The sequence below is a fragment of the Halomonas sp. KM-1 genome, from assembly GCF_000246875.1.
Classification (GTDB): Bacteria; Pseudomonadota; Gammaproteobacteria; order Pseudomonadales; family Halomonadaceae; genus Halomonas; species Halomonas aerodenitrificans.
Genome location: NZ_BAEU01000161.1, coordinates 1 through 20,801, shown reverse-complemented (window position 1 = coordinate 20,801; position 20,801 = coordinate 1). Strand labels below are relative to the sequence as shown.

General features: G+C 55.7%; 20 protein-coding genes. 9 read left to right on the top strand and 11 right to left on the bottom strand.

The genetic code is table 11. The features are described from left to right. Positions 1 to 37: 37 nt before the first annotated feature. On the top strand, positions 38 to 583 hold the full coding sequence (locus B8115_RS22055; RefSeq protein WP_010630039.1) for a hypothetical protein: 546 nt from the start codon (positions 38 to 40) through the stop codon (positions 581 to 583). 84 nt (positions 584 to 667) lie between these two features. Continuing rightward, positions 668 to 2,032, top strand: a complete 1,365-nt coding sequence (gene glrR / locus B8115_RS22050) for a two-component system response regulator GlrR (protein ID WP_010630038.1) — start codon at positions 668 to 670, stop codon at positions 2,030 to 2,032. A 107-nt stretch (positions 2,033 to 2,139) separates the two neighbouring features. On the opposite strand, the gene xseA is transcribed toward glrR, so the two are convergent. The 3 genes from xseA to B8115_RS22035 form a co-directional block, all read right to left on the bottom strand. Beyond that, on the bottom strand, positions 2,140 to 3,480 hold the full coding sequence (gene xseA / locus B8115_RS22045; protein ID WP_010630037.1) for an exodeoxyribonuclease VII large subunit: 1,341 nt from the start codon (positions 3,478 to 3,480) through the stop codon (positions 2,140 to 2,142). 146 nt (positions 3,481 to 3,626) lie between these two features. Further along, positions 3,627 to 4,256 (bottom strand): PRC-barrel domain-containing protein, encoded by a 630-nt coding sequence (locus tag B8115_RS22040; protein ID WP_010630036.1) that lies wholly within the window; start codon positions 4,254 to 4,256, stop codon positions 3,627 to 3,629. Positions 4,257 to 4,327: 71 nt separating this feature from the next. Continuing rightward, entirely contained in the window at positions 4,328 to 4,525 is a 198-nt protein-coding gene (locus tag B8115_RS22035; protein WP_010630035.1) for a CsbD family protein, read from the bottom strand. Between the two features lie 233 nt (positions 4,526 to 4,758). On the opposite strand from B8115_RS22035, the gene guaB reads away from it, so the two are divergent. The 7 genes from guaB (at position 4,759) to B8115_RS22005 (ending at position 13,513) form a co-directional block, all read left to right on the top strand. Beyond that, on the top strand, positions 4,759 to 6,228 hold the full coding sequence (gene guaB, locus B8115_RS22030; RefSeq protein WP_010630034.1) for an IMP dehydrogenase: 1,470 nt from the start codon (positions 4,759 to 4,761) through the stop codon (positions 6,226 to 6,228). Between the two features lie 105 nt (positions 6,229 to 6,333). Next, positions 6,334 to 7,908, top strand: a complete 1,575-nt coding sequence (guaA, locus tag B8115_RS22025; protein ID WP_010630033.1) for a glutamine-hydrolyzing GMP synthase — start codon at positions 6,334 to 6,336, stop codon at positions 7,906 to 7,908. Between the two features lie 333 nt (positions 7,909 to 8,241). Continuing rightward, positions 8,242 to 8,478, top strand: a complete 237-nt coding sequence (locus B8115_RS23840) for a hypothetical protein (RefSeq protein ID WP_202949120.1) — start codon at positions 8,242 to 8,244, stop codon at positions 8,476 to 8,478. After that, a complete protein-coding gene (locus B8115_RS22020) occupies positions 8,475 to 9,593 on the top strand; it encodes an ATP-binding protein (RefSeq protein WP_202949119.1) in 1,119 nt (372 codons plus the stop codon). The genes B8115_RS23840 and B8115_RS22020 overlap by 4 nt, the downstream gene beginning before the upstream one ends. Next, a complete protein-coding gene (locus tag B8115_RS22015; protein ID WP_051004695.1) occupies positions 9,593 to 10,537 on the top strand; it encodes an O-methyltransferase in 945 nt (314 codons plus the stop codon). The genes B8115_RS22020 and B8115_RS22015 overlap by 1 nt, the downstream gene beginning before the upstream one ends. A gap of 102 nt (positions 10,538 to 10,639) precedes the next feature. Then, complete coding sequence (locus B8115_RS22010; protein WP_010630032.1) at positions 10,640 to 11,749, top strand: DNA cytosine methyltransferase; 1,110 nt, start codon at positions 10,640 to 10,642, stop codon at positions 11,747 to 11,749. A 27-nt stretch (positions 11,750 to 11,776) separates the two neighbouring features. Continuing rightward, entirely contained in the window at positions 11,777 to 13,513 is a 1,737-nt protein-coding gene (locus B8115_RS22005; RefSeq protein WP_010630031.1) for an ATP-binding protein, read from the top strand. A 117-nt stretch (positions 13,514 to 13,630) separates the two neighbouring features. Here the strand turns inward: B8115_RS22005 and B8115_RS22000 are convergent, their stop codons facing one another. The 8 genes from B8115_RS22000 to B8115_RS21965 all read right to left on the bottom strand — a co-directional run bounded on the left by B8115_RS22000 (position 13,631) and on the right by B8115_RS21965 (position 20,636). Further along, positions 13,631 to 14,089: a very short patch repair endonuclease gene (locus tag B8115_RS22000; protein ID WP_010630030.1), complete on the bottom strand. Its 459-nt coding sequence runs from the start codon at positions 14,087 to 14,089 to the stop codon at positions 13,631 to 13,633. A gap of 355 nt (positions 14,090 to 14,444) precedes the next feature. Beyond that, positions 14,445 to 15,200, bottom strand: a complete 756-nt coding sequence (locus B8115_RS21995; RefSeq protein ID WP_141638687.1) for a hypothetical protein — start codon at positions 15,198 to 15,200, stop codon at positions 14,445 to 14,447. 43 nt (positions 15,201 to 15,243) lie between these two features. After that, positions 15,244 to 15,858, bottom strand: coding sequence for a hypothetical protein (locus B8115_RS21990; RefSeq protein ID WP_010630028.1), 615 nt, complete (start codon positions 15,856 to 15,858; stop codon positions 15,244 to 15,246). Continuing rightward, positions 15,848 to 16,684, bottom strand: coding sequence for a PAAR domain-containing protein (locus B8115_RS21985; RefSeq protein ID WP_083861918.1), 837 nt, complete (start codon positions 16,682 to 16,684; stop codon positions 15,848 to 15,850). The genes B8115_RS21990 and B8115_RS21985 overlap by 11 nt, the downstream gene beginning before the upstream one ends. A 218-nt stretch (positions 16,685 to 16,902) precedes the next feature. Beyond that, positions 16,903 to 18,144, bottom strand: coding sequence for an FAD-binding oxidoreductase (locus B8115_RS21980; RefSeq protein WP_010630027.1), 1,242 nt, complete (start codon positions 18,142 to 18,144; stop codon positions 16,903 to 16,905). Positions 18,145 to 18,400: 256 nt separating this feature from the next. Next, entirely contained in the window at positions 18,401 to 19,666 is a 1,266-nt protein-coding gene (locus B8115_RS21975) for a type II toxin-antitoxin system HipA family toxin (RefSeq protein ID WP_010630026.1), read from the bottom strand. Next, the gene (locus tag B8115_RS21970; RefSeq protein ID WP_010630025.1) at positions 19,656 to 19,919 is read right to left on the bottom strand and encodes a helix-turn-helix transcriptional regulator; all 264 of its coding nucleotides are present in this window, start codon (positions 19,917 to 19,919) and stop codon (positions 19,656 to 19,658) included. Before B8115_RS21970 ends, B8115_RS21975 begins: the two co-directional genes overlap by 11 nt. A 174-nt stretch (positions 19,920 to 20,093) precedes the next feature. Continuing rightward, positions 20,094 to 20,636 carry an HD domain-containing protein gene (locus B8115_RS21965; RefSeq protein WP_010630024.1) on the bottom strand — a complete coding sequence of 181 codons (543 nt, stop codon included), beginning with the start codon at positions 20,634 to 20,636 and terminating at the stop codon, positions 20,094 to 20,096. Positions 20,637 to 20,801: the final 165 nt, after the last annotated feature.

Sequence of the window (20,801 nt, the reverse complement as noted above, 5' to 3'; positions counted from 1 at the left end):
AAATGCAGGAACCAGACGCATAAGTGCAATCGGATACATGAGCAAGGTGCTCGTGGCGGGTGGCGTGGCGGCCCTGCTGAGCGGCTGCGAACTGCTGCCTGAGCACGCCATGCTGGGTACGGAGCCGGAAGAGACGCCGGAAGCGGCGGAATGCTCTTTACAGCCCACCTTTGCCGACGAGGCCTGTCTGCTGCCCAACTGGGTGGCCTTCGGCCTGGCCTCGCAGCGGGGCGACAACGAATGGCGCAACCAGGCCGTCACGGAGGTCGAATCCGCTGCCGGCAGGAGCGAGGCCGAACGTGAGCTGGCGCGTGCCGTGGCCCTGGCCTGGGGCAGCGAACGCGAGTGGCGCGAGGCGGCAACGATCTATCAGGAGTACACCGCCGCTGCACCGGAAGATCTGCAACCGCTGCTGCGCTACTGGCGCAACGAACTCGAGGGCCGGCGTTCGCTGGCCGGCCACCGGGACAACGCCCGGGGGCAACTGGCGAACCTGCAGCGCGAGAATGCCGAGCTCTCCGAGAAGCTCGAGGCGCTGACTGCCATCGAGCAGAACATGAACTTGAGACAACAATCGCCCTGAGCGCTTTTTGGGCGATAAGGGAGAACAGACGTGATGGAAGCGGCTCGATTGTCCGATACACGCAAGAGTGAGGCTCGCAGGTCAGTGGCACGTACTTCGGGTGCGAAGTCAGCCGCTGCCCACGTTCTGCTGGTCGATGACGACGTTAGCCTGTTGCGTCTGCTGGGGATGCGCCTGGAGAGCCGTGGCTATCGGGTCACCACGGCGGAGAGCGGCCCCGAGGCGCTGCGCAAGCTGGAAGCCGAGCGCCCCGACATCGTGCTCTCCGACCTGCGCATGGACGAGATGGACGGCATGGCGCTGTTCCAGGCGATCCAGCGTGAGGTGCCGGGCCTGCCGGTGATCATCCTGACCGCCCACGGCTCCATCCCCGACGCTGTGAACGCCACTCAGCAGGGAGTGTTCAGCTTCCTGACCAAGCCGGTGGACCGCGACAAGCTGTTCAGCGCCATCGACGAGGCCCTGGCTCACACCCCGGCCGGCAGCAGCGCCGAGAGCGACGCCTGGCGTGCCAGCATCATCACCCGCAGCCCGGAGATGGAGCGGGTGCTGGAGCAGGCGCGCATGGTGGCCTCTTCCGACGTCAGCGTGCTGATCACCGGTCCTTCCGGTTCGGGCAAGGAGCTGCTGGCGCGAGCCATTCACGACGCCAGCCCGCGGGCCAGCAAGCCGTTCGTGGCGATCAACTGCGGCGCGCTGCCCGAGCAGCTGCTGGAAAGCGAGCTGTTCGGCCATGCCAAGGGCGCCTTCACCGGCGCGGTGAGCGATCACAAGGGCCTGTTCCAGGCCGCTGAGGGTGGCACCCTGTTCCTCGACGAGATCGGCGACATGCCGCTGCCGCTGCAGGTCAAACTGCTGCGCGCGCTGCAGGAACGCCAGATCCGCCCGCTGGGCTCGACCCAGTCGATCCCGGTCAACGTGCGCATTCTCTCCGCCACCCACCGCGACCTGAGCCAGGCCATGCATCAGGGCGAGTTCCGCGAGGACTTCTTCTATCGCCTCAACGTGGTCAACCTCAAGCTGCCGGCGCTGAAGGATCGCGCCGAAGACGTGCCGCTGCTGGCGCGGCATCTGGTGGCCCAGGCGGCAGAGCGGCACAAGCCGTTCGTCAAAGGGTTTTCGCCGGAAGCGCTCAACCTGCTGGCCACCAGCGCTTGGCCGGGCAACGTGCGTCAGCTGGTCAACGTGGTGGAGCAGTGCGTGGCGCTGACCCGCTCACCGATGATTCCCGAGGCCCTGGTGGCCCAGGCGCTGGCCGCCGAAGACAGCGCGCTGCCGACCTTCAATGACGCCCGCGCCGGGTTCGAGCGCAGCTACCTAGTCAAGGTACTCAAGATCACCGAGGGCAACGTGACCCAGGCGGCACGCATCGCCGGGCGCAACCGCACCGACTTCTACAAGCTGCTGGCACGCCACGAGCTCGAACCGAGTACCTTCAAGCCCGAGTGAAGCCGGTCTTGTTGCCTGACTTCGTTAGTTGTAAAGAAAGCGCCCGACGCCTGCCGCGTCGGGCGCTTTCGTCTGCTTTCGTCAGCTTTTTTCTTCAGCTTTTTTCGTCACTTCAGACGCCGCTTCACTTCCACCTGCAAGCGTCCTTCGCCCAGTCTTGCGGTCAGCGCCTGGCCGGGCTGGGTATCGTCTGCCCGCCGCACCACCTGGCCCTGTTCGTCCTGCAGGATGGCATAGCCGCGCCCCAGCACCGCCAGCGGGCTGACTGCCTGCAGCTGACGCGCCAGGCCGACCAGACGCTCGCGCTGGCGCGCCACTTCCCGCTGCATGGCCTGTTCGAGGCGGGCCTGGGCACGGCTCAGGCGCTGCTCGCCGCGTGCCAACTCACGCTGAGGGTGGCAGGCGCTGAGCCGTCGTTGCAGATGGGCCAACTGACGCCGCTCGGTGGCCAGGCGAACCTGCAGCGCACGCCGCAGGCGGGCATCCAGCTCCATCAACGTGCGCCGCTTCTGGCCCAGCACCTCGCCGGGGTGGCGCAGGCGGGCGCGTAGGTGGTCGAGACGCTGGCCTTCCCGCTCCAGCCGCGCCTGCATGGCGCGCTGCAGCTGGCGCTCCAGCCCGGTCAGGCGGCGTGCCAGCTCACGGCGGTCCGGCACCAGCATCTCGGCGGCGGCGGAAGGGGTGGGTGCGCGCACGTCGGCGGCCAGATCCGAGAGGGTGGTGTCGACCTCGTGGCCCACCGCCGACATCACCGGCAGACGCGAATGGAAGATCGCCCGCGCCAAGTGCTCGTCGTTGAACGCCCACAAGTCCTCCAAGCTGCCACCGCCACGGGTGATCAGGATCACGTCCTGGTTCGGGTCCAGCGCCTGTTGGCGATTGAGCAGCCCCAGAGCGGCGATCAGCGCCGGCGCCGCCTCGCGGCCCTGTACCGGCACCGCAATCAAGGTGACCTTGGCCTGGGGCCAGCGCGCCTGGAGTACCGCCAGCACGTCGCGGATGGCGGCGCCGGTGGGCGAGGACAGCACCAGCAGATGCCGCGGCGGGTAGGGCAGGGGGCGGGCATTGGCGAACACCCCTTCGGCGGCCAAGCGCTGCTTGAGCCGCTCCAACGCCAGCAACAGCTCGCCTTCGCCGGCCTGCTGCACCGCCTCGGCGATCAGCTGATAGTCGCCACGGGGCTCGAACAGCGACACCCGACCGCGCACCCGCACCCGGTCTCCGTCGCGCATGGGGGCGGCGACGAAGCGGGCGCGGTTGCGGAACAGCGCGCAGCGCAGCTGGGCCGAGCTGTCCTTGAGGGTGAAGTAAACATGCCCCGAGGCCGGGCGCGAGACCCCGGAAAGCTCGCCCTCGACCCACACCTCACCGATACCCTGCTCGAGCAGTGCGCGAGCGCGTCGGTTCACTTCGGTGACGGAAAGGGCGCTATCGGTAGGCGGGGGCATGGGCCGGCGTTCCTGAGCCAATCAATGAGCCACCAAGGCTAGCATGGCGAAACCGCGCTGGCATGGTGGCGGGCACGAAAAAGCGCCGGGGCGAGCCCGGCGCAAGTAGCGTCATGGGAGGGGTACTTCGTTCGAACAGCGATGTATCAATCGAAATCGTCGACGACATCCTCGTCGGTGTATTCGGCATCGTCGTCGCCGTTGTCGTTCACGCCATCGGTGGCACCCACGGTGTCGCCGTCGGCTTCACCGTCACGGAAGGCGGTGTCGCCATCGTCGCCCACGGCGCCGGTGCCGGTCGTGCCGGTGGTCTGCCATGCGCCTTCCTGGTCACCACGCTCGTCGGCACGGCGATCACGCTCATCGTCGAACCACTGCTCGTCATACTCGGGGAAGTTCTCGAGCTCATCCTCGCTGGCGTCGACCAAGATGCGGTGGGTCACCTGATCCTGACCGAAGATACCGTCGTCGTTGCGGTCGGTTTCCATGGTGAAGTGCTCGATACCGACCACCACGTCGTCGCCACCCATGCCCCACAGGCCGCCTGCGTTCACGATCAGAGCGCTGACCTGACCTTCGTCATCCAGCAGGATGTTCTCGACGTTGCCGACTTCCTCATCGGGGTCATCGGCGTGGTAGACGTCGGCGCCGATGATGTCATTGGCGGAATAGAGGCCCTGTGCCGCTTGCGGGTCGTCCTGTGCAACGGCTTGGGTTCCGAAGGCGAGGCCACCGGCGATGGCCGCTACTGCGATAGTCAGTGCACGCTTCTGCATTTTCACTCTCCTTGACCTGTCCTTAGACCTTGGATTTGCTTTGCTTCGCTGGGTAAAGGCTTGAGCTTTGCTCAGAGCTTGTTGGCCCAGTCGTCGACCTGGCGTTCCGCTTCCTCGCGCTCCAGGCCATATCGATGCTGGATCTTGCCGATCAGTTCATCCTTCTTGCCGCCGACCTGATCCAGCTCATCGTCGGTAAGCTCACCCCAACTGGTGCGGGCCTTACCTTTCATTTCTTTCCACTTGCCTTCGATCTGATCCCAGTTCATTTTCCGTCACTCCTTTCCTTGAGTGGACCCGTCGTGCACTTCTCAAACTAGATCACGTTCTTGCCGCTGTAAGTCAGATTAGGTTTCGGACTGTTTCGAAGAGTAATTAGGAAAGGGCGATGGGCGGCAGCCCTGCCGAAACCCCGACCCGCATTGCCCGTGCCTTGGCCCGGGCGCTATAATGGTCGATTAACTTTTCCCCACTCCCCCACCAGCACTGGGTGTTGCCGACTATGCTACGTATGGCCCAAGAAGCTCTTACGTTCGACGACGTATTACTCGTACCCGGCTACTCGGAAGTCCTGCCCAAGGACGTCAGCCTGCGGACCCGCCTGACTCGCGACCTCTACCTCAACATCCCCCTCGTCTCCGCCGCCATGGATACCGTGACCGAAGCCCGCCTGGCCATCGCCATGGCTCAGGAAGGCGGCATCGGCATCATCCACAAGAACATGAGCGTTACCGCTCAGGCCGCCGAGGTGCGCAAGGTCAAGAAGCACGAGAGCGTGATCGTCAAGGACCCGGTCACCGTCGGGCCCAAGGCCAAGCTCGAAGACCTGCTGGCCATGGCGCAGGAATACGGCTTCTCCGGCTTCCCGGTGGTAGAGGGCGAAACCCTGGTGGGGATCGTGACCGAGCGCGACATGCGCTTCCAGCCCAACCACGGCGACAGCGTTTCCGACATCATGACCCCACGTGAGCGGCTGGTGACGGTGGCCGAGAACACCGGCCTCGACGTGATCAAGGCCAAGATGCAGGAACACCGGGTCGAGAAGATGCTGGTGGTGGACGACGCCTTCCACCTGCGCGGCCTGGTCACCTTCCAGGACATCGAGAAGGCACGCACCTTCCCCAACGCCGCCAAGGACGCCGACGGCCGTTTGCTGGTGGGCGCCGCGGTGGGCACCGGCCCGGAAACTCCCGATCGCGTCGCCGCGCTGGTGGAAGCCGGGGTCGACGTGATCATCGTCGACACCGCCCACGGCCACTCCAAGGGCGTGATCGACCGCGTGGCCTGGGTCAAGGAGCACTTCCCGCAGATCCAGGTGATCGGCGGCAACATTGCCACCGCCGCCGCCGCGCGTGCCCTGGCCGAAGCCGGCGCCGACGGCGTCAAGGTGGGCATCGGCCCCGGCTCCATCTGCACCACCCGCGTGGTGGCAGGCGTGGGCGTACCGCAGATCACCGCGGTTTCCAACGTGGCCGAAGCGCTCAAGGAGTACGACATTCCGCTGATCGCCGACGGCGGCGTACGCTACTCCGGCGACCTGGCCAAGGCCATTGCCGCCGGCGCCAGCGCGATCATGGTGGGCGGCCTGCTGGCCGGCACCGAGGAAGCCCCGGGTGAGGTAGAGCTGTTCCAGGGCCGTACCTACAAGGCCTACCGCGGCATGGGCTCCATGGGCGCCATGGCCCAGAGCCAGGGCAGCGCCGACCGCTACTTCCAGGACAAGGACGCCGGTGCCGAGAAGCTGGTGCCGGAAGGCATCGAAGGCCGTGTGCCCTACAAGGGCGTGATGAGCGCCATCGTGCACCAGCTGATGGGCGGCCTGCGTGCCTCCATGGGCTACACCGGCTGCAGCAACATCCAGGAGATGCGCACCAAGCCGGAGTTCGTGCAGATCACCGGCGCCGGCTTTGCCGAATCGCACGTGCATGATGTGCAAATCACGAAAGAAGCGCCCAATTATCGGGCTGGCTAACCGCCAGCTCGAAAGAAACAAACGCGGCGGGTATCATCCCGCCGCACGCTTTTCAGACGCCTTGCCCTTGGCCCGCCGCCATACGCTGCCAGTAGAGACGACCCGATGACCGACATTCACGCCCACAAGATCCTCATCCTCGACTTCGGCTCCCAGTACACCCAGCTGATCGCCCGCCGCGTGCGCGAGATCGGCGTGTACTCCGAAGTGCGTGCCTACGACATCACCGAGGAAGAGATCCGCGAATACGCCCCCAACGGCATCATCCTCTCCGGCGGACCGGAATCCACCGTGGCTTCCGGCTCGCCCCGCGCGCCGCAGTGCGTGTTCGAGATGGGCCTGCCGGTGCTGGGTATCTGCTACGGCATGCAGACCATGGCGGTGCAGCTCGGCGGCGCCGTGGAAGGCTCCGACAAGCAGGAGTTCGGCTACGCCCAGGTCAAGATCGACAGCGACGACGACCTGTTCCGCGACATCAAGGACCACGTGGACCACGACGGCAAGGCGCTGCTCGACGTGTGGATGAGCCACGGCGACAAGGTGGCCCGCGCCCCTGAGCAGTTCACCGTGACCGCCTCCACCCCCAGCTGCCCCGTGGCCGCCATGACCTGGCCGGAGAAGCGCTTCTACGCCGTGCAGTTCCACCCCGAGGTGACCCACACCCTGCAAGGCCAGCGCATCCTCGAGCACTTCGTGGTCGGCGTGTGCGGTTCCGAGAAGCTGTGGACCCCGGCGCGCATCATCGAAGACCAGATCGCCCGCGTGCGCGACCAGGTAGGCGACCGCCACGTGCTGCTCGGCCTCTCCGGCGGTGTGGACTCCTCGGTGGTGGCGGCGCTGCTGCACAAGGCCATCGGCGACCAGCTCACCTGCGTATTCGTGGATAACGGCCTGCTGCGCAAGAACGAAGGCGACCAGGTGATGGAGACCTTCGCCCGCCATATGGGCGTGAAAGTGATCCGCGTGGACGCGGAAGAGCTGTTCCTCTCCAAGCTGAAAGGGGAGAACGACCCGGAAGCCAAGCGCAAGATCATCGGCAACACCTTCATCGACGTGTTCGATGAGGAAGCCAGCAAGATCGAAGGCGTCGACTTCCTGGCCCAGGGCACCATCTACCCCGACGTGATCGAATCCGCCGCCAGCAAGACCGGCAAGGCCCACGTGATCAAGTCGCACCACAACGTCGGCGGCCTGCCCGAAACCATGAAGCTGCAGCTGGTCGAACCGCTGCGCGAGCTGTTCAAGGACGAAGTGCGCAAGCTCGGCCTGGAACTCGGCCTGCCCTACGACATGGTGTACCGCCACCCCTTTCCGGGGCCGGGCCTGGGCGTGCGCATTCTCGGCGAAGTGAAGAAGGAGTACGCCGACATCCTGCGCGAAGCCGACGCCATCTTCATCGAGGAACTGCACAACGCCGACTGGTACCACAAGACCAGCCAAGCCTTCGCCGTGTTCCTGCCGGTCAAATCAGTCGGCGTGGTCGGCGACGGCCGCCGCTACGAATGGGTCATCGCCCTGCGCGCCGTGGAAACCATCGACTTCATGACCGCACGCTGGGCCCACCTGCCGTATGAGCTGCTGGAGAAAGTCTCCAACCGCATCATCAACGAGATCCGCGGCGTCTCCCGCGTGACCTATGACGTCAGCAGCAAGCCACCCGCGACGATCGAGTGGGAGTGAGGCGCGCCTAGGCAGAATGCCTGACACAGCTAAGCTGACCGAGATCAAGGGCTTACCATTTGGTAAGCCCTTTTTCTTTGCATTTCGTTACAGGGTTTTGTTTACTCAGGTTAAGGTCGCCGAGACGACTGCCGATAGAACAGGTAGTACAACGCAGACAGGGCTGTCGCAGGGAAAGGATGTCATCCCCGGGCGGTAGCGTGCGTTGCTAAGTAGTACCCTAGAAAAAATCAACTCTTCAGAAGTTATATCTGCGCCTCAAGAATGCCGCTTCTTACTAGTTGAGAAAGCCGGATTGGCGGTCATGTAAATTCATTTATTATTGGGATGGCAATGAATAGTAGAGCTTTGGCAAACCCAACAAAATCTTTTTTTGTTAAAATGCTGACAAGAGATATAACGCTTGAAGATTGTATACTGGACTTGATAGATAATAGTGTAGATGGAGCCTGGAAATCAGAAGGAAGTCAGCCTATGGGGCTGGCAGATGGGGCTGATTTGTCAGAATATACAATAGAGATTAAGGCTAATAAGAGTTTTTTTCTATCAAAGATAACTGTGGTGGAATGAGCTTAGAAGATGCGGAAAAAGAAGCTTTTAGTTTCGGGAGAAACATGCCGGAAACCCATAACAATTATAGTATAGGTGTTTATGGTATCGGTATGAAGCGGGCGGTGTTTAAATTAGGTGAAGATATTTTGATAAGAAGCACTCACTCACCCACGCTAGAAGAAAAAGAATCTTTTACTGTTCCCATAAAAGTTAATGAGTGGGTGGTCGATGATCGGCTACCTTGGGACTTTGAAATATTGGATGATGAGGCTCTTGAGCAAGATGGGGTCGAGATTATTGTCAAAAACTTGACGCCGGGTGCTGAGTCGTCTTTCGATAGCCCGGCTTTTCTACAAAATTTACGAAGAATTATTTCAAGAGACTATTCCTTGCATATTAACAGAGGGATAAAGATAACTTTAAATGGGGAAGTGATTTCAGGATGGAAGATTGAACTTAGACAAAGTGATGATTTTGAACCGATGCGCATAGAGTATGAAGATAGCGCTGAAGGTGACAGAGTTTTGATAGAAGTAATTGGAGGTATGGCAGCGCCCCCGCCTGAAACAAGTGAGCCGGACGAGAACGACGAAAGTGACCGTAGGTTTGGTTGGTACGTTATATGCAATGGCAGGATTGTCCTAGCAGCCGATAAAACTGAAGTTTCTGGTTGGGGAACTGAGGGATGGCCTAGGTGGCACAGACAGTACTCAGGGTTTATAGGGCTTGTTTTATTTACTTCTGAAAAAGCTTCTGCTTTGCCGTTGACAACGACGAAGCGAAGTGTGGATACATCATCAGAAGTCTTTAGGAGAGCTCGGCCACGTTTACGCGAAGTCACAAGAATGTGGATTGACTACACCAATCAGAGAAAACAATCAATGGAGGAAGCAAAGAAGAAAGAGGCGGAAGCTACAGCCATACCAGTATACTCAATCCAAAAAAGACCGACTGTTACTCTACCAAAGTTAATCCCAACCCCTGCTGAGCGTATTGCTAATATAAATTACGCTGTACCTGTATCTAAGCTAAAGAAGCTGGCAAAAGAGCTTGGAAATATTAATATGCCTTACAGGGAGGTAGGTATTAAAACGTTCGATTATACTTATGACGACCTGATGGGGGAGGAGTGATGTCATCCTTCAATATGGTCAACTACAGCTTGAGGCCAAGCAAAAGTATTCAAAGGCAAATCATCTTCGAGGGAGTACGCTTTTTACAAGGGCACTTGAATCTTGACGAGCTTGTTTATATTGGTTTAGGTTCAATATGGTTTAGCGATTTTATCATAGCGCATAAACTATTGCGTGTTAATGATATGGTTTCTATTGAGGCTAGCGAAATAGGTTATCATCGAGCAAAGTTTAATTCTCCATATGCTACTGTAAGGGTTTTTAAGGGTCTTACCAATCAGGTTCTCCCAACCCTATATGAGGATGATCTGATTAAAGGGCGTCCGTGGTTTGTTTGGCTTGACTATGATATGGAATTTAATGAATCTCTCCAAGAGGACTTAAGGTCACTTGTGGAAAAAGCGCCTGCTAATAGCATAGTTATTATTACCTTTAACGGGCATGAGTCTAATTATGGGGCGGCTCCAGATAGACCGCAGCGGTTACGTGAGTTATTTGGAGCTTCAGTTCCAGATGACCTAACCAAAAGATCATGTAAAGGACCTAGGATGCAAGAAACACTTGCAGATTATTCACTTAAGTTCATTAAGGCGATAGCGGCTGACATCAGCCGACCAGGAGGTTTTCTTCCTTCATTTAGAATTATATACAAAGACTCTGCGCCTATGATTACTGTTGGTGGAATATTACCATCGAAAGGGGCAGTAATAACTGCTGAAGGGGTATTGAGCGGTGAGTCTTGGGAATGCAACATCCAACAGCCAGTTATAGCACCGAATTTGACACTTCGAGAAACTTCTTTGTTGCAATCCCAACTTCCTTGTCAAGGAACTCTGACAAGAGAGATGGTTAGGGAGCTAGGATTTGATCTTGAAGAGGAGCAGATAAGGACTTTTCAAAGCTATTATAGGCAGTTTCCATCATTTGCTCAAATAATGTCTTGAATGTTTATAAGCCCCCATTGATAATTTTTTGCATTCTTATCTTGTGGACAATAGAGAGAGCCAGTGCTATTATGAGAGGTTTGAGAATTTTGGTAGAAATTGATGAAAACTAACAAACCAACTGTCATAGATTTGTTTGCTGGTTGTGGTGGTTTTGGTTTAGGTGCAGAGCTGGCAGGGTTTGAGACTAGTGTTGCTATCGATATAGAAGAAAAGCTGCAGTCTTCCTATAGGGTCAATTTTCCTTCTACTACAACTGTCCTAAGTGATTTAAGCGATATGGGGGCTTATGCTTGGGATTATTTATTAGGAAAAATAAAAGTTGATGGGGTTATAGGCGGCCCCCCTTGTCAAGGATTTAGTAGAATTGGGAGGCGAAATATTAATGATCCCAGGCGGCAGTTAATACACCATTTTTTTAGGACCATAAATATAATTCGCCCAAAATTCTTTGTGATGGAGAATGTTCTGGGGTTGTTAGACAACAATAATTATGAGAGCGTAGAAAATTCATTAGGAATTTTAGAAGGGTTTTATAAAATTATTGGACCTCTTGTCGTTGATGCGAAAGATTTCGGAGCGGCTACGTCTCGTAAACGCGTCATACTAGTAGGTTATGACCCCAATGAAATGTCGGAAATTGATGATGGCGATTTACTTGGTGAGTCGTATGAAAAAGTTAATGTTAAGCATGCTATTTCTGATCTCCCCTCCCCTATAAAGCAAGGTAAGAAAACGAATTCATATGGCTGGGGTAAATACAGAGAGTGTCATACGAGCCCTTATGCTAATGCAATGAAGAGCTTACCACCCGAACGATTGGGCTCGCCATTAGCAATTGATATGCTGAAGCAGGGCTATGTTTCTGGCTTGTTTGAAACCTCCCATAGTCAACAAGTTGTGAAGAGGTTTAATATGACTTTGCCGGGAGAAACTGAAAAGATTAGCCGCTACCCAAGACTAAGTTGGGATGGTTTATGCCCGACATTGCGCGCGGGTACAGGTAGTGACCGAGGCAATTTTCAGGCTATGAGGCCAATTCATCCTTTTGAGCCTAGAGTTATTACAGTGAGAGAGGCTGCGAGGCTTCAAGGATTCCCTGATTGGTTTTTATTCCACCCTACTAAACATCACAGTTTTCGAATGATTGGCAATAGCGTTTCTCCTGTTCTCTCTAAAGCTATACTGGGAAAGCTAAAAGAAAAGTTATAAACTCTAATTTAGTATAAGAGGTGTGCAGTGGAAGCTAGGGATGAAATTCTAGTCAGCTCAGGCTTTGAGATAGACTACGCGCATACGATTATCACTAGGGATATTAATTGCAGGGAGTGCATATTAGACTTAATAGATAACAGTATAGATTCCGCACGCCGTGCAATTGTTTCGTCATCTGGTCGAGTTGATCACACTGGATTGCCAGTAGATTACAGTGGCTATGAGATAAGCGTCGGGTTAAAGAATAATTCGTTCTATGTAGAAGATACGTGTTTCGGCATCTCGCCAGAAGAGATTGAAAATAGACTTCTGGTCATAGGGAAGTTGCCAAGGGAAAGGCTTTCTATAGGAAGCTTTGGCGTCGGTCTAAAGAGAGCCCTTTTAAAAATTGGTAAAACGTATTCAATTAGTACTTCCTACGAAGGAAATGCCTACAGATTGATTTTCTCTTCAGAAGACCTAATTGACTCTGGGATGCCTATCTACGCTAAAAAACTTACTGATCAGTCGAACGAATCTTTCACACAAGTTGTTATATCGGATCTTACTGAATCCGCCAATAGAGAAATTCTAGAATCTATCTCTTGGCAGACGGAAATCATAGAGGAAATTGGAGTTAGATATGGTGTTTTTATAAAAAAAGGTTTGGTGATAAAATATAACAATATTCCCGTCAAGCCTTTGTGCCCAAGCGTAAAAAAATTTAAAACAATAGAGGTTCAGCGGGATATAATTAGCAGTGTTCCCGGTGATGTTGTGGTTAAAATAGAGGCGGGGCTTCATGAAAAGTACCTGTTCAAGGACCCAGCTAGTCCTGACTTACCAATAGAAAACAAAGAATTAACAAGTGAGTATGGGTGGTATTTTGTTTGCAATGATCGAGTTATTAAAAAGGCATGCATTGAAGAAAGTTTCGGATGGGCAAAAAGGTGGCACCCTGAGTATTATGGTTTCGTTGGGTGGGTTTTTTTTACAGGGGCCGCTGACGACTTGCCTTGGAATACTAAAAAGACTGACATTGACCCTAACTCAGAGGTTTTTGAGGCGATAAAAAGTAAATTAAAAAACTATGCTACGGCCTATAGAAGACAAAATAGAAAGCTAAGAGATAGCCTTAAAGAAAATGGTACAGAGCTAATTGATAGTCAGCAACAAAATCTGATTGAGAATAGCAGTCAAGAAGATTTTGGCACCATTACCCCGGGTGGAAATAACACTTCAGTACGACCAAATGACAATGGGGTTACCAGTACTAATGCGGCTGCAAATAGTGGTGAGGCTACTAACTCAACTCCGGCTGCTTATGATGGCGGGGCTTTCGGGGATGTAAAGAAGCCTAAAAAAATTACAAAAATCGAGAAATCTAAGTTTGTTGAAGAGCGAATTTATTTCTTAAGGTCGAATAAATTAAGTCAGCTTTACGAATCTTTGTGCACAGTATCGCTTATCACTCATCCGGTACTGGTTTCTGTAGGTGCTTGGGCTTTTTTTGAGACACTATCTAAATTGGCTGGCTATAAAGGCGACTCATCCTTTAGTTCTTTTTTGAATAACAAGGTCAATTTTCTCTATAAGGATAGAGAAAAAAAGAAATCATACAAAAAAATCATTAACGATATTTCTGAGCGTGGTAATTTGGACAAGCATGATGGTTATTACTATACTATTGATGCAAGGCAGTTAGCTGTTGATTTTGATGTTATAGAGCCTTTTCTTATCGATTTGCTAGATGAGATAATTGCCAGTATAAAAGCTGAATAAATTCAATCTCGCTATTCGTAAGCTGGCTAGTGATAAAGTAATCGCGCTGCGCATAAAGTTAGTGGTTCTTGGTGTTTAAACAATTCTTTGCTATATTTCTATGGCTGAAAATAGAATTTACTTGGCTGGCTTTGGCGCTGATTCGGGCCACTCTGAAAATGTTTCATTAGATTCTATTTTTTCAAAAATCGAACTTAGGGACTTTCTTTCGTGTCTAATGCCGCATTGCCAAATAATTAAAACTCTCCACCCCATATCGATCAGCTTTTTCTGCTGAAAGCTATCTCTTTCTTTATTTTTCTTGAATTTATTAATCCAGAACTCGGTTCTTGTCTTAGGGGTAGATGAGTAAAAGCACTCTTCATGGCGATGCCAGAAGCAGCCATGTATAAATATTGCCAGGCGATATTTTGGAAGAATCAAATCTGGCTTCCCTGGTAAATCTTTTCTATGCAACCTAAACCTATAGCCATGGCAATGAAGATAACGTCGTACTGATACCTCGGGGGACGTATTCTTCGATTTCACTCCTCTCATAATTTTTGATCTAGTAGCAATGTCTACGTGATCTGCCATAATAAAGTCTCGTTTAAAAGACGTTTCGACATTTGTATAAGAAAAGTTTTATTTGTGCAGGTGGCTGAGTAGGCTGCAGCATTCTCTCTCCGATCCACCCTAGAGGATGCGAATTGTTTTATCAAGCATTCCTGTTTCGTAAATTATGCTGGTGGTTTAGGCTCGCTTAGCAGAGGTGTACAGTGATGGTATTCGCCTGACACATGCCCCCGTGGGCTCCCTATAGTTAAGCAGTATTTTCTGCCGTTTTCCTGGGCTCCTTCATCGTCGCTTTAGGGGCCATTCTGGAAGGCGATCTAGACCAGGATGCCCCTTTGATGTTGCGGCCCTTGCTAGGGCCGCTTCCTTTTAAAAATTAAGCCTCCGTGGCCGAGCGTTGCTGATAGTTGAACTCCTTGGCTTTATCTCCGCCTGTCTCAGCGATGTCAATCCCCTTTGAAGTTTCTATTGCGTATTCGAGTAGCTCAATTACCTGCTGCGGCCTCTCTCGCTGGCCTAGAGCGATGAAGCCGATAATAGAAAATATAGCAGCCAAAATTATCGGTAGCCAGAGCGGAAAACTAGTGCCTTCCTTCATCAATGTAGATGCGGAGATGGAGGCGGCTGCTAGCGCAGGGAAAAGTCCTAGCTTTCGGAGGTTGCCAGCGAGTAAGGAGACACGATTTTCCGAGATCCCCCAGCTTTGACGATACTGGATCAGTGCATATTTTAGGGTGGCGATGTCGAATTTCTGTAGTTGAGAAAGAAAGGGTAAATCACCGTGTAGCCCATAATTCAGTCGCTGCATGATGGAGGAGTAAGGATTTTTGCGTTGTTTCCATAAGATTTGGGTAATGCCGATAATGATGGTAAGTAAGTATGCGATGGATAATCCAATGTTGGTAATGTAAAGGAGGAAAGTTGCCTTGTCGACTTGGGGTGGAGTGTCGAATTCTCTTGTATAGAATATCAGCGCAACAAGGACTAGCAACGATGAAAGGTAAGAAATAATTAGAATGTGTTCCGTTAGCTGAAAATTCTTGGATGGCGAAAAAGCATTTTCTCCATGCTTTGCCAAAGTCATTTCATTTAGCAGAGAAAAAAGCTCGTTTAGTGATGCTGGTTTGATCATGGCCAACTGTTTCCCTGGGCTGTAAAGTAAAGCACGGCATTGTTCAGTGTTCTCGCATCAGGACTTGGTCTACATAACTGCCATCTACAAGTGAGCTTATGGTCGTCTCGGCCATATGGCTTGCTAGCTCTCCCTTTTCTGCTTCCTGCTCTAGGTATGTTTCAATCAGCTCAGCAGCAGCATAGCTGTTGGCAAGGACAGCCGCGCCCACCCAGTTGGCGGGGATCTCTCCATCTGCTTCGTGCCGCTCGGCGTAACTTTCCTCGACTGCTGAGTAGCACTCCCTCGCGCTTTCATTACTCTTGACTTCTTCTATCAGCATGCAGCGAAAAAGGGGAAGAGAGTCGTTGCTCGGTGCGATGGCATAAGCTCGCTCCACTGTGTTTAGAGCAAACTCGTAATTTCCCTGATAGATGGCAATTTGGGCTCTGTTTATCAGCGCGAAGTGATTCCCGGGATCGGCCTCGAGCGCCTGCTCGATAAGAATTTTCGCTTTTTCTAGTCTCTCATTGTTTCTTTCCGCAATGCCGAGAGCAGTTTCTTCGCTGGCTTTCCTTTGAAGCTCGATGGAATCTCTAGCGATATCATTGCCTCTACCTTCCTGGCAGGCCGTGAGGAGAATAGTCAGCGAAATGACAAAAAATAATTTACGGAGCATGCTGTTTCTCAACTACCTGAATGGAAATCGTCTTGCTTGTGCTGGGTGGCATCGGTGCTGCTGATCCTGCGCTGGTCTGGTACTGGAAGGTCCCTTCGAGGTAAAGAGAAAGCGTCTTGCCAGGCTGTGGTTCGGGTAAGGAAAAGGAGGCGTGGCCGACCGGTCTATATAGAGGTTCATCTGGCCAAGCATTGATTCCGTCATTCTGAAGCACTGCCGATTCCAGTAACTGGGCGCCATCCATGAGATCGGCGCGCATGCCTAGAATGGCCTTACCACCGCCTGGAACTTGTGCTGCGATTGCTCCACCACGTGCCGATAGCTGAAGAGTGTTGTTTCTAATCGTCACATGAACTCGAAAGATATAGCCGCCATTAACACCAATGCCTTCGACTGGAAGGTAGGCAGGCTGATTCATGGTTATTTCGGTTTCAGAAGCTACATAATCATATTCAGCTTCTGGGGAGCTCTCGGCAAACGAGGTCCCGATTGAGTCATTTTGATTCCCGGGCACCCTAAGCGAACGTGTACGTGCTAGTGAGCCTGCTGCTTGTGAGCTTGCTCCAGTGGGGGAGCCGGTGGCTATGGTAGAAGCCGCTTCGACGTAACCGCCACAGGAAGTAGCGCTGCCATTAATGGCTGCGGCTGACCCCTCGATTGGATACCACGCCACGCCGGAGGTAATGCTGGCGCCACACGAACTCTTGTCGCCGACTCTGGCGACGGGAATGCCATCTACCTTGGCAGTGCTTGCACCGGAAACGATGCGATGCGGCCCACCCTTGCAGGAGCAAGTTACCTTGTCGCCAACCTTCGCAAGATCCATGGTTTCTTCCCTTCTGCCCCATGCCCATGGTGCGGTTATCGATTATCGCTAGATTTGGCGCCGTGGCTACCGCTGGGTGAGAATTTGAGAAATCGCTTACGGCTGGGGGAGAAATATCTTACAGAGCTAATGTGCTGGCGATCCACCACCAGCCATTGTTTATAAAAAGCGGGCGCCTCAAGGGCGCCCGTTTGCGTAGTGGAGTAGTGATCTCAGCTTCAGAATCGATCAACCCGAAACGGAGCCATATCCACCGCGGGCTCTTCGCCATCCATCATTTGGGCGAGCAGCTCACCGGTGGCCGGGCCGAGGGTAAAGCCCTGATGGCCGTGGCCGAAGGCGAGCCACAGCCCTTCCTTGTTGGGGGCGGGGCCGATCACCGGCTTCATGTCGGGCAGGCAGGGGCGGGCGCCTTTCCAGGGCTGGCTGTCGCGACGCTTGCCCAGCGGGAACAGCTTGCGTGCCACCTTCTCGGCGGCGGCCAGCTGCTTGTACTGGGGCGGCGATTCCAGGTCGGCCAGCTCGGCGCCGGTGGTCAGGCGAATGCCGGCGCGCATCGGTTCGAGCAGGAAGCCTTTCTCGGCGTCCATCACCCAGTGGTTGAGCTTGGCTTCGCCTTCGGCGGAGTAGTGCATGTGGTAGCCGCGCTTCACGAACAGCGGCACTTTCATGCCCAGCCTTCCCAGCAGTTCTCCGGCCCAGGGGCCCAGGGCTACTACCACCTGCTCTGCTTCCATGGGGCCTTCGCTGGTATTGACTCGCCAGCCGCCCTCTACCTGGAGCACGTCCTCGACGCTTGCCTGCTTCACCTGGCCGCCCTGTGCGGCAAAGCTGCGGGCATAGGCCTGCACCAGGCCGCCCGGGTCCGAGACCATCCAGGGCTGCGTCCAGTGGATTGCCCCGACCAGTCCCTTAGCCAGGTGCGGCTCCTTGGCGTAGAGCGCCTCGGCGTCCAGCGCTTCAAACTCGACCCCGAACCGCTCGAGGTTCTCCTGGGCTTCTTTCTGGCGCTCCTCGAACTCCTTCTGGGTGCGGTAAAGCTCCAGCCAGCCGCCCTTGCGCACCAGCGCCTCGGCGCCGGCGGCCTCGATCATCGGCGCGTGGGCATCCTGGCAGCGCATGATCAGCGAGGCCCACTCGGTAACGATGCGCTCGTAGCGCTTACCGCTCGAGTTCAGCCAGTAGTCCAGCAGCGGGCCCGCCGCGCTCAGCATGCCGGTGGGGCGGTAGCGGATGTCCACCTGGCGGTTGGGCACCACTCGCAGCAGGGTGGCGATATCGCGGGGGAAGGCGTAGGGGCGCACCGCCTCGCGCTGGATGATGCCGGCATTGCCGAAGGAGGTCTCGAGACCCGGTTCGCGGCGGTCCACCAGCGTGACGTCATGACCGCGACGCACCAGATGCCAGGCCACAGATACGCCGACCATGCCGGCACCAAGAACGATGATTTTGCGGGCCATGAAGGTCTCCCAGCCGATGGAAAATGGAAAGCTCCGCCGCGTGCAGAGCCTGTCATGGGCGGAGTTTATCAGCACTTCCCAGAAAATCGGCTACCTGCTGAAAATTAAGATAAAGCCGCCATAACTATGCTTTCAGGCAGAATATTTGCCCGTGGCAATGAGGGTGAATAGAATTTTTGTTTGCAGCGGAGCCTTGGGCCTGCTCGCGCCCTTACCGGATAGTGTAGGCGCTGCACTGAGGGCCGCCATGGTCCACTCAACCGCCCCCGACTGCCCACCGCTCCGGCAGCTTGTGGCAGTTGCTCAACAGGCGTTGCTGTAGCCTCTCCAACAGCGTTTGCTCGGTGCCTTGCTGGGCCTCGGCGCTCAGGGTGGCGAGGGTAGCGTCGATGGCTGCCGGCATGCGTTCGGCGAGTTCGAGGCCTTGCTTGACGAAGTAGCGCGGCTGGAAGCGCATCGAGCGTGCCAGGGCTTCGAGGTGCGAGCGTTCGATGCTGCCGGGGCGATCCTCACCATTGATGCGAAACGCGAAGCGGCGTGCGAGGCCGCTATAGAGCGTGGTGCTCATCAGGTCATAGAACGGTGCCAGCCGGGGGCCTTCCTCGGTGTAGAGGATGGCGAGGTTCTTGGCATGGCTGTCGTTGTTGCCGATCAGCAGGTTGAAGAAGAGCCAGGCGATCAGGCGCTGCAAGTCCTTGGCCGGTGCTCCCACCTGCTGCATGAGCTCACGACAGCGCGCCAGGTTAGGGCCACCGTCGCTTTCATACTTGATCAGCGAGGGGGTACCGGCAAGCTGACAGAAGTCGAGCTGGTGCAGGCGACGCAGCCGGCCCTGTTCATCGGGCGCTCGGTCGTATCGGCGCACGAGGCAGGCGCGGGTGTCGGGCTGGTAGCTGGCTTCGGCGACTTCGAGCCCGAGTTCAGCGGCCAGCTGCATGCAGAAGGTCTCGTTGATGGCGCTGGCCCATACGCCTCGCAGGCCTTGGATATCCGGCTTGAGGATATGGCTGGAAGGGGCAGATCCTTCCGGGATGGCGGGGCTTCCGTCTGCCTGCACCATCAGCAGTAATTTGTTCTGAGCGCCGGCCAGCGAGATCCGCGCCTCTTCGCCCTGCTGCGAGAGCAGAGGCCCCCGTTCCCTGTGCCGCAGGTGTTCCGCTAGCGCTTCCCAACTGATGGGCCGATAGTGCGGCGGAGCGGGTGTCTCTCCTGGCGGCAACAGGGTGAAGCCGCTGGCCGTGTCTCCGCCGATGGCTTTCAGCAGTCCGAATACGGTAGTGGTGTGGTGGCGAAGCTCGAGGTGATGACGCAGGTCGCCTTCCGGCAGCAGGTTCTCGAAATAGGCCAGTGCCGCATCGCCTACGTGCACCTGCTGCGAGAGGGGCAGGGTGGGTGAGAGACTCACCGCTTCAGGATGCTCCAGCCAAGCGGAGGCATACTCGAAGCGCAGCGGTTGTGCGTCATGCAGCCGGCCGACATGCCTGTCGCCGTGGTAAAGCTCCAGGGTATCGTCACTCGCCATGGCGATTGCCACCCTTGCGCCGCACCACCACCTCGAGCCCCATCAGGTCGAGTACATCCAACACCTTCTGCAATTGCAGTGTCGGCTTGCCCCGCTCCAGGTCGACGATGAAGCGATTGCCGGTGCCGGCGAGGCCGGCCAGGTCGATCTGCAACAGCCCCTGCTCGGCACGCAGCTGACGCACTAGCTTGCCGAGGTCTTCGCTGTGGCGAATGGTGGCGGCCTGGGAGGGCGAGGAGTCGGTGGTCGGCATGGCAAATCCGCGTGTAATTACCGTTCGGTAATTCTAGGCATGGATTTACGGATTCGCAATGAGGAGATTACCGATCGGTAATTCTCGTGGTGATTCAAGGCTCGATTTGCGTAAAAATTACCGATCGGTAACTTTTTTCAAGGTCGCTCTTGCATTTATGCAGTCTTTCCCGGGCTATCGTGCAGCTCCGCGAATCCTTGCTTCACCTTCTGTTAGCGCGCTCCATGCTTGGCACCTCAGCACCTGGTCTCCCGCTGTCATCACTTCCAGCAGCCGGCGCTTCTCGGCCAGGTAGACCCGGGCGAAGCCGCGGTCTCGCGCGACGATGCTGGTGGTGTTGTCGATCAGGTCGGCGTACTTGATGGTCTGTGCTTCTGGGGAGATCTGAGCCAGCCTGTCGCGCTCCAGCGCCTTGCGGTGAGCGCGGTTGCCGATCTCCGGATCGATGAATTGATCCGTCAGCTCCTGAACCAGGACGGCGACGCGCTGGCCGAAGCACTCCTCGATGTCCAGCGCCGTCACGGCGGTATCCTCGAGCACGTCGTGCAGGTGGGCGGCGGCGATCATCTCCGCTGTCGCCGCCTCCACGGCCGCCACCATCTCTGCCACGGTCGCCGGGTGCTGCCAGTAGGGCTCGCCGGTGTACTTGCGTCGCTGCCCCACGGCTTGATGGGCGGCCCTGCTGAACAGTGCCGCTCGTTCGATCATGTCATTCATTTCGGCAACTCCCACCGCTTCACCTTGTCCCTCACATTAACCCTCATCTTCTCACCATCATGATGCCAGAGTTCCCTCGGCCTCGGGCCTCTCACGTAGGGCAACATTGATAGGTGCTGAGTTTGCGTGCTCCAAGTAACGCGCCGCTAGCTCGGCTAGGGCCGG